This is a genomic window from Streptomyces sp. NPDC057565, from assembly GCF_042801455.1.
Classification (GTDB): Bacteria; Actinomycetota; Actinomycetes; order Streptomycetales; family Streptomycetaceae; genus Streptomyces; species Streptomyces yanii.
The window spans coordinates 66004-82489 of sequence record NZ_JBHVFU010000023.1; the positions used below are offsets into that span (position 1 = coordinate 66004).

Annotated in this window: 12 protein-coding genes and 2 pseudogenes; 5 read left to right on the forward strand and 9 right to left on the reverse strand. The window is 68.1% G+C overall.

The annotated features are described in order from the left end of the window. Positions 1 to 228: 228 nt before the first annotated feature. Positions 229 to 765 carry a hypothetical protein gene (locus tag ACFU8W_RS30800; RefSeq protein WP_384043963.1) on the reverse strand — a complete coding sequence of 179 codons (537 nt, stop codon included), beginning with the start codon at positions 763 to 765 and terminating at the stop codon, positions 229 to 231. 654 nt (positions 766 to 1419) lie between these two features. On the opposite strand from ACFU8W_RS30800, the gene ACFU8W_RS30805 reads away from it, so the two are divergent. Then, positions 1420 to 2736 (forward strand): hypothetical protein, encoded by a 1317-nt coding sequence (locus ACFU8W_RS30805; RefSeq protein ID WP_384043967.1) that lies wholly within the window; start codon positions 1420 to 1422, stop codon positions 2734 to 2736. Between the two features lie 94 nt (positions 2737 to 2830). Here the strand turns inward: ACFU8W_RS30805 and ACFU8W_RS30810 are convergent, their stop codons facing one another. From ACFU8W_RS30810 to ACFU8W_RS30825, 4 genes and pseudogenes are all read right to left on the reverse strand, one after another. Beyond that, positions 2831 to 3721 carry a hypothetical protein gene (locus ACFU8W_RS30810; protein WP_384043970.1) on the reverse strand — a complete coding sequence of 297 codons (891 nt, stop codon included), beginning with the start codon at positions 3719 to 3721 and terminating at the stop codon, positions 2831 to 2833. 557 nt (positions 3722 to 4278) lie between these two features. Beyond that, positions 4279 to 4365: pseudogene (locus ACFU8W_RS30815) on the reverse strand (IS5/IS1182 family transposase); the annotation flags it as partial. Between the two features lie 135 nt (positions 4366 to 4500). Next, positions 4501 to 5475, reverse strand: a complete 975-nt coding sequence (locus tag ACFU8W_RS30820; protein ID WP_384043973.1) for an aldo/keto reductase — start codon at positions 5473 to 5475, stop codon at positions 4501 to 4503. A 1370-nt stretch (positions 5476 to 6845) separates the two neighbouring features. Then, positions 6846 to 7073, reverse strand: coding sequence for a DUF6381 family protein (locus tag ACFU8W_RS30825; RefSeq protein ID WP_384043976.1), 228 nt, complete (start codon positions 7071 to 7073; stop codon positions 6846 to 6848). Positions 7074 to 7451: 378 nt separating this feature from the next. Here ACFU8W_RS30825 and ACFU8W_RS30830 point away from each other — a divergent pair, with 378 nt between their 5' ends. The 3 genes and pseudogenes from ACFU8W_RS30830 to ACFU8W_RS30840 form a co-directional block, all read left to right on the forward strand. Next, positions 7452 to 8312, forward strand: a complete 861-nt coding sequence (locus tag ACFU8W_RS30830; protein WP_384043979.1) for a HEAT repeat domain-containing protein — start codon at positions 7452 to 7454, stop codon at positions 8310 to 8312. Positions 8313 to 8577: 265 nt separating this feature from the next. Continuing rightward, a complete protein-coding gene (locus ACFU8W_RS30835) occupies positions 8578 to 9132 on the forward strand; it encodes a GNAT family N-acetyltransferase (protein WP_384043982.1) in 555 nt (184 codons plus the stop codon). A 346-nt stretch (positions 9133 to 9478) separates the two neighbouring features. Next, positions 9479 to 9597 (forward strand): annotated as a pseudogene (locus ACFU8W_RS30840) (transposase); the annotation flags it as partial. Between the two features lie 1866 nt (positions 9598 to 11463). Here the strand turns inward: ACFU8W_RS30840 and ACFU8W_RS30845 are convergent. The 3 genes from ACFU8W_RS30845 to ACFU8W_RS30855 all read right to left on the reverse strand — a co-directional run bounded on the left by ACFU8W_RS30845 (position 11464) and on the right by ACFU8W_RS30855 (position 13627). Continuing rightward, positions 11464 to 11775: a hypothetical protein gene (locus ACFU8W_RS30845; protein WP_384043985.1), complete on the reverse strand. Its 312-nt coding sequence runs from the start codon at positions 11773 to 11775 to the stop codon at positions 11464 to 11466. Between the two features lie 236 nt (positions 11776 to 12011). Then, positions 12012 to 13022: a DMT family transporter gene (locus tag ACFU8W_RS30850; protein WP_384043988.1), complete on the reverse strand. Its 1011-nt coding sequence runs from the start codon at positions 13020 to 13022 to the stop codon at positions 12012 to 12014. Then, on the reverse strand, positions 13019 to 13627 hold the full coding sequence (locus tag ACFU8W_RS30855; RefSeq protein ID WP_384043991.1) for a TetR/AcrR family transcriptional regulator: 609 nt from the start codon (positions 13625 to 13627) through the stop codon (positions 13019 to 13021). Before ACFU8W_RS30855 ends, ACFU8W_RS30850 begins: the two co-directional genes overlap by 4 nt. A 378-nt stretch (positions 13628 to 14005) precedes the next feature. Here ACFU8W_RS30855 and ACFU8W_RS30860 point away from each other — a divergent pair, with 378 nt between their 5' ends. Continuing rightward, positions 14006 to 15190, forward strand: coding sequence for a TIGR03118 family protein (locus tag ACFU8W_RS30860; RefSeq protein WP_384043994.1), 1185 nt, complete (start codon positions 14006 to 14008; stop codon positions 15188 to 15190). 178 nt (positions 15191 to 15368) lie between these two features. On the opposite strand, the gene ACFU8W_RS30865 is transcribed toward ACFU8W_RS30860, so the two are convergent. Further along, positions 15369 to 16385: a zinc-dependent alcohol dehydrogenase family protein gene (locus ACFU8W_RS30865; protein ID WP_384043997.1), complete on the reverse strand. Its 1017-nt coding sequence runs from the start codon at positions 16383 to 16385 to the stop codon at positions 15369 to 15371. Between the last annotated feature and the right edge of the window lie 101 nt (positions 16386 to 16486).

Sequence of the window (16486 nt, forward strand, 5' to 3'; positions counted from 1 at the left end):
CTTGCCGATTCACCAACCGGAGTGCTCAGCCCAGTCGCACGACCTGTGTCGGCGTTCGCGTGAAAGTACCCAGCCGGGTACACGGAAACGTCCCCAGCGGGCTGGCTGCCGGAGCGCCCGGCCCATCCGACGGCCAGCCGCCCCCGGGACAGCGGCTTCTGTCCCGCGGCCTGAAGATGCGGGTAGCCTCAGCACCTCGCCGGCGCAGATCTGTGGTGGAACGCACGGTCAGCGTGGGATCAGCAAGCCCTCTTCCGTGACCATCAGGCGTGCCTGGTAGCTGGCCGGCGAGCAGTTGCGGCCGTTGGGATAGGTGGGCTGCGGGGTGGTGCTGATCTGTCGGTTGAGCACGGTGGCGCCGCGCTGGTTCTTGAGTACCAGCGTGACGTGTATCGGCTTTCCTGGCAGGTCACTTATGATCGCGAAGCCAGGCCGGATGGAGGGCTCGGGGGTTTGGGGGGTCCTGGCTGCCGGGCTTTCTGCGGCGGTAGCGGATTCCGTGGTCATCACGGGGTTCCCTGGGGTTGCCGGTTCGTCCGGCGAGGTCTTACGCAGCTGCAGCGTGCGCTTGTGGCAGGTGTCGTCCCAGCACACGGTGAGGGCCGCGTCGGCCACCCTGTTCGCCAGTTCCGGGTGAACCTCGACCCGGATCCCGGCGGGCGCGTCTATCAGGGTGCAGAGATGGGTGTCTCCCGCGAAAACCCCGCACCCGGTCAGCAGCGTCAGAGCCGCCAGAGGTACTGCTAATCCGACGTTGTGTCGCACGCTGGCTCCTCGGCAACCGTCTGCATTTTGATCAATGGCCACTCATGCTCGCACGGCAACTGCACCGTGCCGCTCGGCTCGGACGGTCGCGTGCCATCCCCAGCCTGTTGCTGAGCCAGGGCCGCGTGAGCGGGGCCCTTTGGGCGTGGCCGGAGCGAAGTGGAAGCCATAGCCCCGCGTGGCCGGGACGTGAGCCCGGCTCGGCCGCAGCCCGCGCGTCACCCGCCGAGGCTGGGTACGTAACCATGTACCTGCCCGGGCACGTTCAGGCGTACGCCGGCAACCTGTTGTTTGTCGGTCAGCAGACTGTCTCCAAGTTCTGATCCTGGAGGTGGTTGTGAGGCGTCGACCGAGTGTGTTCGTCCGGCCGTCTCGGCCGACCACCGAACCCGACCGACTCCACCGGCTGGACGTCCATCGACGTGACCGACTCGGCGAGGTCCTCCACGAGTACGCACACGCCGCTTGACTTGCCCGGACGTAATGATCGGCACCCGCACCGACAGATCGCGGGAACCACCATCTGGCCTGTCCGGGACCGGACATGTCTGGTCTCTGCCACTCCGAAGGCCTTCCACTGACCTGCTCAGCGTCGTTTGAATGCCGATCAGGCCCAGGCACACCGAGCCTGGCGGCATTGAGGAGTCAGTACTGATGAAGCGCCCTATCCTGGCGACCCTGGCCGTCGCGTCGCTTGCGACCATGTCACTCACCGGCGCGACAGCAGCCAACGCGATCTCCCCCGCCGCGGACACCGTCGCCGTGGCCGCGCCCAACGCGGCAGCCCAGTCCGCGGACATCTCGCAACTGCGCCAGGAGTTCAACGACTACATCGCCGGCCTCGATCTCGATGCCGACACTCGGGCAGCCGCCGAGGAGGCAGGCTCATCCGACGACGCACTCGTCGCGGCCGCTGCGAAGACCCTGACCCAGGTCAAGGCAGCGCTCACCGATGCCGGCGTCGACAACGAGTGGACCTCCGGGGCCATCAACCCCGACGACTACAAGTGCTCGACCACGGACTTCCGCGAGTGGGCCCGCGGTCAGATCGCGCAGATCGACCCTGCGTCGTGGGACTGGTACCAGAACGGCTTCCTGGGTCTGTCGCCCGACCTTCTGATCCAGTACTGGACCCTGATGAAGACGCCCACCAACCCCCATGACACCGCTCTCGGACCCAACGGAGCGAACACCGACGAGCTCGCTCGCACGTTCACGAACCTCCAGCGGTTCTGGGACGTCGACACCAGCAAGGTCGGGCTCGTCTCGCTCGACGGCAAGGTCCTCGGCCCCGACGCCTCGGCCGACCGTCAGTACGTGTACGACGGCCTCGGCAAGATCAGCCCGCTCGGCGCGCTCTTCCTGAAGCTCGGCGTCGAGGGCGGTCTCAGTTCGGGCCGGCTCAACGGATTCCCGGGCGGCGTCGACAACCCGATGTTCTCGCTCAACGCGTTCGCGATCGACCCCGCCCATGCCGGTGACTCGCAGGAGATGCTCGAGACGCTCGGCATCACCCGGCGTGTGGCGATGGGACAGGGCATCCTCCAGATGTGGAACGAGCTCGGCCTCGGCCGGGTCGGCGGACGTGCGGTGATGGCCCACGAGTTCGGACATCAGGTCCAGTACTCGGACAATCTCTTCGAGACCGACATCACCAACGAGGCTGAGGCCACCCGCCGTACGGAGCTGATGGCCGATGCCCTCGGCACGTACTTCACGGTCCACAAGCGCGGCGAGTCGCTCAACAAGGCGTACACCCTGCAGGATCTCCAGACGTTCTACAACGTCGGCGACTGCAGCTTCTCCAACCCGGGGCACCACGGCACGCCCAACCAGCGCTACCGCAGCTCCGCCTGGGCTGCCGACCTCGTCAAGAGTGCCGACGACCAAGGACACATCCTCCCGAGCCTGACGGTCGCCGACTCCTTCGAGAAGGTGCTGCCCGAGCTCGTCGCTCCCGACGCACGCTGAGGGACCAAGAGGTTCCGCAGACAGGGGCTGCCGCGGCGCGCAGCAGGCATCGCCCTATCTGTGGAACCTCTGACACGGTACGTCGGCCGTCGGATCACACCCAGCCACGTCTGGCGATCTGCAGTCCCAGCTGGAAGCGGGTATCCGCTCCGAGCAGCTCCTGCAGTCGAGTGACCCGGCGGCCCACGGTGCGTTCGGACACTCCGAGCTCCCGCGCGATCGACCGGTCGGTCAGCCCGATGCTCAGCAAGCGCACGAGATGCCGGAATTCCTTCGAACCATCCAGCACGAGGCTCTCGTCGGCGAGCGGCATCGACAGCTGCCAGTAGGACTCGAACACGCTTCGCAGCCCCGCGACGAGCCGAGGATTCCGAATGTTGGCGACGTGCACCTCCTCATCGCCATCCGAGGTGACGTTGGCGGAGACCACGTCGTCGACGATGACGAGATTGATCGGAACGCCGGGAAATATCCTCACCTGTTCGCCGGCCGCCATGCACGTCTCCGCCACCTCGATCGCCTCGGGAGACTCGAGCAGTCGACTGTCGTACACGACCCTGACCTCGATCCCGCGTGCCAGCACCTCGAAGACAGCGTCCGCCGTCGCAATCGGTCGATTGTTGCGCGGAGCCATGGTCAGCGCGTCGATCCGGGTTGTCGCGGAGCTGACGAGGTCCGCGTACTCCTGCAGCGCGATCGCACCGGTCGAGATGTCGACGCCCACGTCTGCTCGCTGGGACGCGTTCCACACATCCGTCAGCTCCTCGCCGATCTCTCGGATGCGCGCTGCCAGCTGCGTGTACGACTGCGCGGCTGCCTCGAGCGGGCCACGCGGCGCCCGCGCTTCGACCATACCCTCGGCTCGCACGACGAGGCCCGAGCGCAGCAACGGCCCGAGGACGCGATCGTCCACCTCAACCAGCGGCAGCCGACCAGCGGTGGCCAGCCGCACATAGAGTGCTCGCGCATCGTCATCCAGGCCCAAGAGCACCTGGTCCGCGGGCAGACCGGGCCGAGGGACACGCACCGACGCCACCGATTCCCGAGACATGCCAACTCCCGTCGTCCCGATCCAACCTCGGCCGGTCCAGTACCGGCCGGCCAGAAGCCTATAACTGGCCCTGTTCATGAGTTTGCTGTCGACGTGGCTGGTGGCGGGAGACGAGTTCTCACCGTGACAGGCCCAGCCGTGACCCACCGGCGGGGCGTCATCGCCTGTGGGCCGGGGAGAGTCTATCGGCCGAGGAACCGGTGCCACCACGATCTTGTGTGCTAGCTGACGGGTCTGCTCCGTAGGCGGGGAATGGACGGGGCTATGTCGAGTGCGACGGGGTGTCGGCTTTCGAACACCGCGATGTCGCTGCGGAATTCGACGATAAGTGCTCCACTCCTCGCGAGATCGAGGTGGTGGATGGGTGCGGGCATGGGAAGTTCGTCCAGACAGCCCCGGGTGCGCAGATTCCACAACCGTACGGAGACGTCATCGGCGGTGACAGCGATGGGGCAACTGTTCAGCTCGGCCAGGGCAACGGCCCAGATGCTGTCACTCTTCTCCGGGATCGTGTGGCGGATTCCCCGCCGTCGCAGGTACTCGCGGACGGGGCCGTTGCTGTAGGCCTTGTCGGCAGCGGGGCCCTCTCAGTCTCTCCTGGTCACCGTGACTACCTGCGCGTTGGCGTTTTGCAGGCACACCACGAGGCGCGGCATTCTCCCGCGCCTCGTGGTCAATATTGGTCGTTACCACTTGGCGCCGCGGTGAGGCGGTCAGTACCGGGCGCCGACGGGGGCCGGAATGGCGTCGAGGTCGGCGAGGTCGGCCGGAGACAGCTCGACGTTTGCGGCGCCTGCGTTGTCGGCGAGGTACTTCGGGGTCTTGGTGCCGGGGATGGGGACGACGTGCGGGCCCTGGGCGATGAGCCAGGCGAGGGCGACCTGCGCCGGGGTGGCGTCGATCCGGTCGGCGACTTCGCGGACCTTGGCCGCGATGTCGAGGTTGGCTCGCAGGTTGTCCTGCTGAAAGCGCGGCAGACGCCGCCGTTGGTCATTTTGCGGCAGTTCGTCAAAGGAGGCGAAGCGGCCGACGAGGAAGCCGCGACCCAGAGGAGAGTACGGCAGGAGGCCGATGCCGTGCTGCTTGCAGTAGGGCAGGACCTCGGCCTGGACGTCACGGCTCCACACGGAGAACTCGGACTGCACGGTGGCGACCGGGTGCACGGCCTGGGCGCGCTGGATCTGCTCGACGCTGACCTCGGACAGGCCCAGGTAGCGGGCCTTGCCGGCCGCGACGGCCTCAGCCAGGGCACCCCAGGTCTCCTCGACCGGGACCTCGGGGTCGACGCGGTGGAGCTGGTAGAGGTCGACATGGTCGGTGCCCAGGCAGCGCAGGCTGGCGTCGATGGAGGCACGGACATGCTCGGGTCGGCCGTTGGGCTTGACCAGCGGGGAACCGCCGGGGCCGCCGGTGGGATCGATGGCCTCCAGGCCGACCTTGGTAGCGATCACCGCGCGGTCGTGCCGACCGGTCAGGGCCCGGCCGACGAGTCGCTCGTTGGTGTGGGGACCGTAGACGTCAGCGGTGTCGATCAAGGTCACGCCCAGCTCGAGGGCCTGGTGGATGACCGAGACGGAAGTGGCTTCGTCGCGCGGGGTGGCCATGTCGTAGGCGAAGCTCATCCCCATGGCGCCCAGGCCGATGACGCCGACTTCTGGTCCGTGGGTACCCAGGGTAGTGGTGCGCATGCTGTGTGTTCTGCCTTGTCGGATCGTAGCGGGTCCGCGACCGAGCCAGAGCTGGTCGACCGGTCGACTATTTGGAACGTAGGCGGCTGGGCGAGGGGCGTCAAAGGCCAAGAGGGTCTGGGCCGGGACCTGCTTCCTTGCACCTGATAGGCCCGAACTCCCAGCGCACGTCCGTGCGGTGTTGGCCCGATCGGTGTGGTGCGCCCGCGGTCTCCGCTGGGGCTGTGCGGCAGGACCTCGTGAGGCATGCGCGCTGGCGACTGGCCAGTCCCTGGGAGTCCTTGTAGCAACAGGTGGTGGTTGCGAGTCCGAGAAAGGCGAGTTGATGCGTTTGCGGGCAATGCCGACGCCGAGGCACTTTCCCCGTAACCATTTTCGCAGGTCGGGATGGTCATACACCTGCGTCAGCTATCGAAAGAGGGCTACGATCTGGTGTGCGTACAGATCCCCAGGCCGAGGTCTTGGACCGCTCGATGGGCGTCTTGGGCCCGACTCGTCTCGCACAACAGCCGAACAAGGACGTACAGGGCACCACGGTCACCATCCTCGGCGCGGTTGCGCAGCGCCGCCTCCATCCCCCGCCGGCGAAGCGATGTGTTGGGTCTCCAACGTGCATGGACATCCGTGAGAGCGCGTTCCGTGAGTTCCGAGAGCCGTTCCGCACGGGCGAGGAAATCCATGTGCCACAGATGGTTGTCGTGCGTGTACGGGTCGGCGGAGGAGCACTCGGCGTGGGCGCTTACCAACGCGATGGCCGCATCCCGATCCCGGAGCTGTTCCGCTGCTCGGGCCTGCGCGAACCACTCCACAGAACGAATATCGTGCAGAGCTGCCTCGTACAGCATCGTGTGAGTGGTCGCCGGCGAACATCCGCCAGGACCAAACCCCCACCGCCTCCTGCCAAATGCTCTCAGAACGACCTCTCACAAGGACGCCGCACGGGCTCCGCACCCACAGTCCCGTGACGCCGTGACTCCCCCAACGACCACGCCATGATGCGCCACGCCGCCCGCTTTCTCACAGCACCACCACTCACTGCACCCACGCCCGAACACCCACCCGCCTCACCACCCCACGGCACAATCCCCGTGATCTTCGGACCCCCGTTGACACCCACGCACGCCCCGGGCCCGCGCCACCCGACAGCACCTGCCCGTACGCCGACACACGATCCAACGAGACCGGCGGCACCGCTCGATGAACACACAGCCACACGCCGTGCCGCGCACTCTCACACGACCACCGACAACTGTCACCAGAGCACCAACCCCGCAGTCCCTGCCATGCACCCAAGGCCGCCCCAAAACGTGGACAGCCTCCCCCCGCAGCGCGAGGAAAGGCCATCGGTACCGCTGGACACGAACGCTACGTCACCGGGACGGGAACTCGCCCTGCCTGCCACCGGGACCGCGACCCGGCCCGTCCCCGCCCCCACGCCCGCCCTCCTTCATCGACTGCTCCTGCATACGCCGCGCCTCGTCATGCAACCTGCGGCGCTCCTTGGGATCACTCGTCCGCTCGGCACGCTCATTCAGCTCACGAACCCTGTCCTGCAACTGCTGCGCACGGCTGGCGGACTCACCTGCAACACTCATCATCACTCCTGGGAGAGGAAGGGTCGGACACCACGCAGCCAACCAGCGCCCCACCACTTACGCACCCCGGAACATCACCGAACGCAATCACCGCAGGCCAACTGAGCCTTCACCCGCCACACGGTTGCCCAGCGCCGAAACAGCCACGACAACAACCACGAGCCGCAGCGCAAGGTTCGTGTGCGTGACGAACGAAGCCAACTTCGGCCCGAATGAGCGCCAAGCAGCAGCCCAGCTCGCGTTTGCGGCTCATCCTCGGTGATCAGGAGTTCGTGAACAGTGACGGACAACCGTTGTTGCGGGCATTCCCCGGTAACCGCGCGCCCGCACAGTGGATCGTGGCAGAGGCCGGTGACACCGCACGCCCGTAGGGTGAGCGGCATGACGGGGAATGGTGTGCCGAGGGACGAGGCGGCGGAGCGCGCGGCGCTGCGAGGTGCGTTGAGCGAGTTGGACGCGCGGCTTGCCACGAACACCGAGCGCGGGCCCGGAGCACGCCACCGGTTCGCGCCCCTGGTGGAACGACTGCGGACACCGGCGGCCGCGTTCCTGCGACCGGAGCTGGAGTGTCGACTCGCCCGTCACGTCGCCATGGACGACTCCTTCGCACGGGACCGGATCGCCCATGTCCTGGCAGGCGCCTGCGGTGCGGCGGCCCTGCCCGCCCTGCTGCGCGCGAGGGTGAGCGATCGCAACGACGACGGGGACACGCTGGAGCTCGACCTCCTCGACCTGTTTTCCGCCTGGCCCGAGGCATCACTCAGGCTGGTCCTGGGCTGCGTCGCCTCGGACGATCCCGGGACGCGGCTGGTCGGCATCTGGGGTCTGAGCATCATCGACTTCGGCGGAACGAAGTACTTCGGGCCTGTCGCCGAGGCGGCGTCCGACCCTGACCCGCAGGTACGCGCCGACGTGATGAGTATTCTCGGCTCCGTCTTCGGCGTTGGGAATCCCCCGCGGGCCCTGGCCACCCTCGTCGCAGGCACCCGCGATCCCGCGCCCGAGGTCAGAGGGGCAGCCGTGGCGGCCCTCGGCTCGTCGCACGACGAGCCGGTCACCGACCTCCTGGTGGCCCGCACTGATGACACGGATCGCCGGGTCCGGTTCCGGGTCGCATGGTCCCTGGCCCGACGGCCGGGCCCACTGGTCCGCGCCGCGCTCGAACGGCTCGCGGCGGACCAGGACGCGGATGTCCGCGACGCCGCACGCGCGGTCCTGGAACTGCCGACCAGGTCTCTCTGACCCGCCATCGCCCATTGCTTCCCAGGAACTCGCGCTCGGCCCTCCGGTCGGCCGGTCAGCGGCGGCTTTTTCGAGGCGACCCTATGAGCGCGCGGACAGCGGGGTGCCGGTGGCTCGGCACGGATGGTTGGCCATGTGAACGGCTCCGAATGACGGCTCGGTCCGCAGCGCCGGTGGATGTGCGGTGTGGCGACGGCAAGGGCGATGTCCGCGCAGGTGAAAGTGGTTTGCCGACCGGGATGTCGCGTGGGTAGCGTCGCCATCTATGACCCCGACTCTGCGTACCGAGCGGCTGCTCCTGGAGCCGTACATCCCCGAGGACGAAGAGGGCTTCGTCTCTCTGTTCCAGGACACCAGGGTGTCGCAGTGGATGGGTGACGGCCCTGCTTGCGAAGCGGCGGACCGGGCCCTGTTCAGGCGGATCTTCACGAAGGTCTATGCCCAGGACCTGTTCGATGTCTGGGCCGTTCGTCGCGACGGACTCCTGGTCGGGCATGCCGAGATCAAGCGAACCGACGTCGTCGCAGGGCACGAGATCATCTACGCTCTGGCGCCGACGGCATGGGGGTCCGGCCTGGGGACCGAGCTGGCGGAGGCGATCGTTGCCTATGGCTTCGACAACCTCGGACTGACCAAGGTGCATGCCACCGTAGCTGCACCGAACGAGGCCTCGCTGACCCTGCTGGACAGAATCGGTTTCGAGCATGTCCGGGACATCAAAGAGGATGACGGGAGCATCACCCGCGTGTTGGTCCGCCGTCCGACTGTGATCGGCGAGGCGCCCCGCGCCCGACAGGGGCGGACAAACCGCTTCCTTTGAACAGCCCGCGGGCAGCCTGTCAGGCAGCGAGGGTCGAGTACTGGGTCCAGGTCCGGATGAGTGAGTCGGGGGCGAAGGCGGTCTCCGGTCGGGCGCGGGTGTTGCGCCGCGTATGCATGCGGCGACGGCGGCATTCTGCTTGTCGTGGGTGTGGTGCTCGGAGCCGTCCAGCGCGAAGTAGCACAGGGCGGCGAACTCCGATTCGATCCAGTTCAGCCACGAGCCGTGGACCGGCACGAAGACCAGCGCGACGCCGTTGTCGCAGGCCCAGGTGAGAACCTCGGTGTGCCGGTGCGGCAAGCACCGCCAGAGCCCGATGCGTACGGGCCCCCGAATGGTGTTCCAGGACATCCTGTTCGCGCTGCACACCGGGATCGTCTGGGACATCTGCCGCAGGATCTCGGCTTCGGCTCGGGCATGACCTGCTGGCGCCGCCTGGCCGAGTGGACCGAGGCCGGCGTGTTTGCCCACGGGGCCTGCAACGCCCCTGACCCCGACGACCGAACACCGGCCAAAGCCGCATCCACTACATGCACCATCAAACAGCCGGCCCTCACGAACCCGGCCCGACCGGACACCTGACAGACCCCCAGGACCCGTCCGTACCGCCACACGGGACCTGGCCAACCGGCCGCGCACCTAAAGTTGTCGAGGACTACGACGCACAGCACAACCGGGCTCCCACCGGGCACCCACCACAAACGTGGGAGCGCACCCGGCAGGAGCCCGGCCAGTTTTCAGGACCTGGCGTGGCGGTTGGCACTCGTTGAGGCGCCAAGAACCACAGGCATACCGGCAGCATCGCGCACAAGCTGCACGCCAGAACCCGGCCTGTCACCGACAGCCAGGCCCGGACCCGCAAGTTCACCGCCCCCGCGACGCGCACCCGGGCCAAGCTGGGGACGACTCGTCAAGGAACCAGCAAACCCCAGTCGGCGGATCCGTCCAGCACCGTCCGGCGAAGGCGCCCCCCAGCCCCCGGCCCGTGGCCAGACCCGGAACAAGCGGTGCACCACAGCCGACGAAACTCTGGCATACGACGGCACACGCCGCGGCTCGCTCCCGCTCCTCAACACACAGACCAACGCCGCAAGAACGGCCTCGTCGTCAACAGCCACGACCCCGCCGTCCTGCGGGCCTCCCCGCGCCGACGGCAGCAACTGCCCTGCAATCTCCCGCGGTCCACCCAGGCCGGCGCGTCCCCACCGCCCACCACCCCTGACTGCCCCCACACCAGATCCACCCTCCGGATACCCGTCCCCCGCCGGAAGCGCCAAGGCATCCCTGCGTTCCTGAATATGCTCGAACTGGCGGATGATCTCGGCCACATGAGCAGGATCCTCCAAAGATCCGGCAGCAAGTCGGCCCCTCGCCTCCAGAAGGTCCCGGTACACCGCACCGTACGTACCGCACAGCCTGATCGACTCATCACCACGATCGCTCAGACCCGTGGCATGGGGCACAACAACCACCAACGCTGCAATCCCCGACAACACCGAAATGAACACCTGTGCCGCCAACTGCGACGACCCACCGATAACTGGCCACGCCAAAAGCCCCGTGACAAGACTCAGCACCGCCGCAGCCAAAGTATAGAAACGAACCTTCCGCACCAGACGGGCCGCTTCCCACGGCATCCTCCTCGCCCAGTAGCCGGCACATTCAATACTTTCCTCAAGCCGCTGCGACACGACCGCGTCAGCCGGGTCCTTCGACTGTCTGAAAATCCTGGGAAGCAGCTTCATGACACTCTCCACACTGGAGGGAAGTCCATGAACACTGACACGTCCACCCCACACACCCCGACACCGGCACGCATATTGTCGTTTTACTAACCCGCACAGACCAACACCGACCCCCAGCCGCCACCACTCCACCCACACCGAGCCACCCCAACACCCCGAACACACCCAGTCACACAGCCCCACCACGCCTTCGTCCGGCCCCCACCGGGTTTCGGATACGGGACGCAATGGGTAACCGGCAAACCAAGCAGGCACGCCACCGCAGGTCACGTCGGCAGAACGAGACACCGCGACCAGGCGCGCCTGCCCCCAATCACAACCAGCCGCAAACCCACACCCACACAGATACAGGTGGACCAGGCATCGAACACGCCGAGAAGCGCGAAGTTCGACGGGCCAGCGGCAGTTCGTCGCTCTGGGCGTCGACCCCGCTGGGACTGGGGCGAGGGCCTGCTCGCCTCGGTGGACGGGCTGGGTTCGTGGTGCTGCAGCGGACCATCAGCGTCGGGACCTCGCCGAAGTACCACCACTTCAAGCGAGGCATCATCCGGCTGAACGCCGTGAATGGCCAGGTCGCCAAGCCCCTTCACCTCCTGCGGGTGGTGGACCCGGTCGACGGCAACTTCCGGCCGCGGATGAGCTGGCAGCTCACCGTCCAGAAGTCACGGCACAAGCTCGCCCTGGACATCTGCCACGGCAGCGCGGTCAGATCATGCAGGCGTACCGCGAGAGGCGGGAGGACCAGCTCGACGCGCTCGGTCTGGTCCTGGACGCCGCCGTGCTGTGGACCCCCCGCCATCTGGGCGCGGCAGTCGCCCATCTTCAGGCGCTGCCTGCCGATCAGCGGCAGCACGACATCCTGGACGAGGACGTTGCCCGCCCGTCCCCGCTCCGCCACACGAACTCAACGGCCTGGGCCAATTCAGCCTCCGCGCCGGCATCCCGTCCGGCGTGGGCTGCGCCCGCCAGGCGACCCGGCCACGTCCGGCCCGGACGAGGACGACGAGCAGCCGTGAGGCTGACCGGGCATCCCGAGCGCCGTGGGTGACGCGCGCGAGCTCACCCAGAACGAGGTGGACGACCTCCCGCCCATGCCCGGGCGGCGGCCGTCGCGCTCCGCCCGGACACCTGGGCTCATGGGGCCGCGCCGGGCCCTACCAGGGCAGCGGCGTCTGCCTGGGCGGTGGTGTTCGGCCCCGTGGTGGTTGTCCGGGGCCTCGTAGTGGCGCGGGCCGGCATGGTGAGCACGGCAAGGCAGCCGACGACCAGGGCGATGCCGACCGATCCCAGCAGGGGCAGGCGTTCACCGACGACGAGTACAGCCAGGACGGCCGCGACGGCGGGTTCCAAAAGGGAAAGCGTGGTCGCGGTGCTTGCCGGGACGTACGCCAGGCCCCAGCCGAACAGGACGTAGCCGATGAACATGGGCACCAGAGCCATGTAGACGCCGACCGCCGCGTTCGACCAGGAGGTGAGGAGCGGGGCGCCGGTGGCCAGCAGCACCGGCAGGAGCAGCAGCCCGCCCAGCCCGAAGACAGTACCCATGGCCGCGCCGGAGGTGACACCACTGCTGATCAGACGGTGGGCCGCCCAGGAGTACAGGGCGTAGGTGAAGCCGGCGACCAGGCCCAGACCCACACCGAGCACGGTCGTCCCCGCGGATCGGGCCCCTGGGCCGGAGTGCACGCCGGCCGCTTCGGCCGCGCACAGCAGCGCCGTGCCGGACAGGCCCAGAGCGGCGCCGATCATCCAGCGACGCGTGAGGCGGCGCCCGTCGACGACACGCTCGATCAGGGCAGAGGCGAGTGGGGCCGAGCCGATCGACACCACGGTGCCGGCGGCGACCCCGGCCAGGTGCATGGAGGTGTAGAACGCCAGGGGGTAGGCCCCCACCGCGATCGCGCCGAGCAGCACCACACCCTTCTGCGCGCGCAGCCGAGGAGCTTCCCGTCGGATACGGGGAGCGGCGATGAGGGCCTGGAGCAGTCCGCCCAGGCCCATGGCGACGGCTCCGATCGCGAGCGGCCCCACTGCCGGGGCGAAGGTCGCGGCGGTGCCCGTGGTGCCCCACAGCACCGATGCCACCAGCACGCACACCGCCCCCACGCTCACCGAGGCGGCCGCGTGTCCGGCGGGCCGCGTCACAGCCGGTCCAGCAGGTTGGCCGCCATCGCCCGGGCGTGCTCCAGACGCGTACCTGCGCCCTCCAGGCCGGCGCGTGCCATCGCGCCTTCCAGCAGGAACGACAGATGCTCCGCCACCCCGCGCGCTTCCTCGGGCCGCCCGGGCAGCAGCTCCTCAAGATGCCCCACGAGCAGGGACTCGACCTCCTCCTTGTGCCGGCGCACCAAGACACGGCCCTCGTCCCCGGCAGGCAACTCGGCGGCCGCGTTCAGCAGGCCACAGCCCCGGAAACCGTGATCGTAGGCGAAGGCGGCGTGATCGGCGTACGCGTCGAAGACGGCCAGCACCCCGCCGCGACCGTCCGCGGCCTCTTCCAGCCGCCGCCGGTACAGGCCCAGCCACTCCTCATGCCGCGCATCGAGGTAGGCCATCACCAGATCGGCCTTGGAGGAGAAGTTGTTGTAGAGGCTCATCTTCGCCACGCCCGCCTCGGCGGTGATCGTGTCGATCCCTGTCGCCGCCACGCCGTCGGCGTAGAAGCGGCGCGCTGCAGCGGCGAGCAGCCGCTCGCGCGCGGTCCCCCGCCGCCTGCTGGGGCGCGCTGCCGCCGTCCCGGTGTCGCTCATCACATTCCCTCTCTTACTAGGTAGGTCAGTCTACCTAAGAACTGGAAGGGTGTCCGCTCGGCGACCGCCCCCCTTTCTCGCAAGCGGTCCCTGTACGGAGCACGATCAAAATGGGTCGGCACGAACGGCCTGTGCCGCCGATTCGCCGTCACAAATCGTTCTCGGAAGTCGGATGGGCGTCCAGAACCTGCGCCACCCGGTGGCGGGCGAGCGGGCGGGCCCGCCAGCAGACGGGTGAGAGCTTCGGACGGCCCTTCGCGCCGCGCAGGGAGCCGCCCAGCGGGGTGTGACGATCCGGCGTGTCGACTGGCCAACTGACGTTCCGTCACATCTGATGACTTTTGCCAGTTTTTCCGATTCTGGTAGAGGAGTATCTGAATGTCACTGCACGTATCGGCCTGTCGACCCCGACCCCTTCGAAATCGGCTGACGGCGGCGGCGCTGGCCCTGGGCACAGTCGCCGCCCTCGCCGCCGCGGCACCGCCCGGGTCGAGGGAGTGGCCGCGCGGAGCCGATCACGGCTTCCGGGAGCGTGATCTCGTCTCCGATATCCCGGGCAGGGCGGAAGCGACCGACGAGAACCTGGTCAACCCCTGGGGCTTGGCCGCCGCGCGCACCGGAGAGGTGTGGGTCTCGGACAACGGCGCGGACAAGGCCACGACGTATTCGGGCGCCGTCCGCAGGAAGCCGGTCAACATCCTGGACCTGGTGGTGTCGATCCCGGAGGGCGGCGCCCCGACCGGGGTCGTGCGCAACGACACCGACGACTTCCGCTTCAGTGGCTTCGGCAGGAGTGGTGTCGCCCGGTTCCTGTTCGCGGGCGAGGACGGCGACCTCTTCGCCTGGAACCGGAACGTGAACCGGACGAACGCCGTCCGGGTCGCTCACGAGAACAGCGACGGCGAGAACGCCGTCTTCAAGGGCCTGACCCTGATCCCGGGCAAGAAGAAGGATTGCGGCGCCCACGCGCAGCACAGCAAGAGGGCCCACAACCACGGACGGTCGCGGCTACTCGTCGCCAACTTCCGTGACGCCCGCATCGACATCTTCGACAAGGACTTCAACCTCCTGCCGCCCGACGACCGGTTCCAGGACCCGAACATCCCCGACGGCTTTGCGCCGTTCGATGTCAAGAAGATCGGCTCGCGGGTCTTCGTGACCTACGCCAAGCAGGACAAGGACAAACACGACGACGTCGCTGGTGCGCACAACGGTTTCATCGACACGTTCAGCACCGAGGGCAAGCTGCTGAAGCGCTTCGCGAGCCGTGGCGTGCTCAACTCGCCCTGGGGCCTGGAACTCGCGCCCAAGAAGTTCGGCAAGTTCTCCGGCGACCTGCTCGTCGGAAACTTCGGGGACGGCCGCATCAACGTCTTCAACCCGAAGAGCGGCAAGTTCAAGGGCACGCTGCGGAACCGTAAGGGCGACGCGATCGAGATCCCCGGGCTGTGGGGGCTGCTGCGCGGCACCGACAAGTCCGGCGGCAGGGACTCCGTGTGGTTCGCCGCCGGAATCAACGATGAAGAAAACGGGCTGCTCGGCACCTTGCGCGCCGAGCGCTGACCGCCCCCTCCCAGCGCGCTACCCCACGCGCCGGGGGGCTGACAGGCTGGGGTTCCCACCGGCGTCATCGGCCGCCCCCGAAGGAGGCGGCCCGATGACCTGATCGACCGCTTCCGCCTTGCGGTCGTAGCGACTCCCCGCCTTAAGGCGAGCCGTGGTGGAGGTGCGCGCCGGGGCGTCAGGGCTTGAGGAGCGCCTTGATGGCACGGCGTTCGTCCATGGCCTTGTAGCCCTCGGCGACCTGGCCGAGAGGCAGGGTGAGGTCGAAGACCTTGCCCGGGTTGATCCGGCCGCTCAGGACACCGTCGATCAGGTCGGGCAGGTAGCGGCGCACCGGGGCGGGGCCGCCGCGCAGACCGACGTGGGAGAAGAACAGCTCCTGCCCGTCGATCGCCACCTCGTGGGGGACGCCGACAAAGCCGACGTTGCCGCCCGGCCGGGCCGCATGCAGGGCCTGCTGCATGGCCTGCGCGGTGCCGACGCACTCCAGCACCGCGTCGGCACCGATTCCGTCGGTGAGGTCCTTGATCCGGGCGATACCTTCCTCGCCACGCTCGGTGACGATGTCAGTGGCGCCGAACTCCAGGGCAAGCTGCTGGCGGGACTCGTGGCGGCTCATCGCGACGATCCGCTCCGCGCCCATTTCCTTCGCGGCAATCACCGCGCACAGCCCGACCGCTCCGTCGCCGACCACAGCGACGGTGGAACCGGGCTTGACCTCGGCGGCGTCGGCGGCCCACCAGCCGGTGCCCATGACATCGGAGACGGCCAGCAGGCCGGGCCAGAACTCCTCGGCGGGGTGCTCGTCGGTGGCGACCAGGGTGCCCTGGGCATGGGGGATGCGCACGTACTCGGCCTGGCAGGTGCTCATGAACTCGCGGTTGAGACAGTTGGACTGGAAGCCGTTGCGGCAGTTGGCGCAGGTGTTGTCCGAGGTGGCGAACGAGCCGACGACGAACTGACCCGGCTTGACCGCGGTGACCTCGCTGCCGACCTCCTCCACGAAGCCGACGTACTCATGCCCCATCGGGTGCGCCTCGTCGGTCAGGTCCAGGCCGCGGTAGGGCCACAGGTCGGAGCCGCATACACAGGTGACGGCCGTGCGAATGATCGCGTCCGTCGGTTGGAGGATCTTCGGATCGTCAAGGGTCTCGAAGCGCACATCGCCGGGGGCGTGGATCACTGCTCCGCGCATGAGGGGTTCCTTACGTACTGAGGGGCGGGTCTCTGATGCGGCCCTGTGGGGCCGCTTGTGCCCGTGTGCGGTTGCATACCGGGCGTACGAGAACGCACCGC

What these genes read in the sequence shown, in the direction of transcription:
- ACFU8W_RS30805 (WP_384043967.1), top strand. Translation starts at nt 1,420, where the DNA reads ATGAAGCGCCCTATCCTGGCGACCCTGGCCGTCGCGTCGCTTGCGACC.
- ACFU8W_RS30830 (WP_384043979.1), top strand. Translation starts at nt 7,452, where the DNA reads ATGACGGGGAATGGTGTGCCGAGGGACGAGGCGGCGGAGCGCGCGGCG.
- ACFU8W_RS30860 (WP_384043994.1), top strand. Translation starts at nt 14,006, where the DNA reads ATGTCACTGCACGTATCGGCCTGTCGACCCCGACCCCTTCGAAATCGG.
- ACFU8W_RS30820 (WP_384043973.1), bottom strand. Translation starts at nt 5,475, where the DNA reads ATGCGCACCACTACCCTGGGTACCCACGGACCAGAAGTCGGCGTCATC.
- ACFU8W_RS30825 (WP_384043976.1), bottom strand. Translation starts at nt 7,073, where the DNA reads ATGATGAGTGTTGCAGGTGAGTCCGCCAGCCGTGCGCAGCAGTTGCAG.
- ACFU8W_RS30855 (WP_384043991.1), bottom strand. Translation starts at nt 13,627, where the DNA reads ATGAGCGACACCGGGACGGCGGCAGCGCGCCCCAGCAGGCGGCGGGGG.
- ACFU8W_RS30865 (WP_384043997.1), bottom strand. Translation starts at nt 16,385, where the DNA reads ATGCGCGGAGCAGTGATCCACGCCCCCGGCGATGTGCGCTTCGAGACC.
- ACFU8W_RS30835 (WP_384043982.1), top strand. Translation starts at nt 8,578, where the DNA reads ATGACCCCGACTCTGCGTACCGAGCGGCTGCTCCTGGAGCCGTACATC.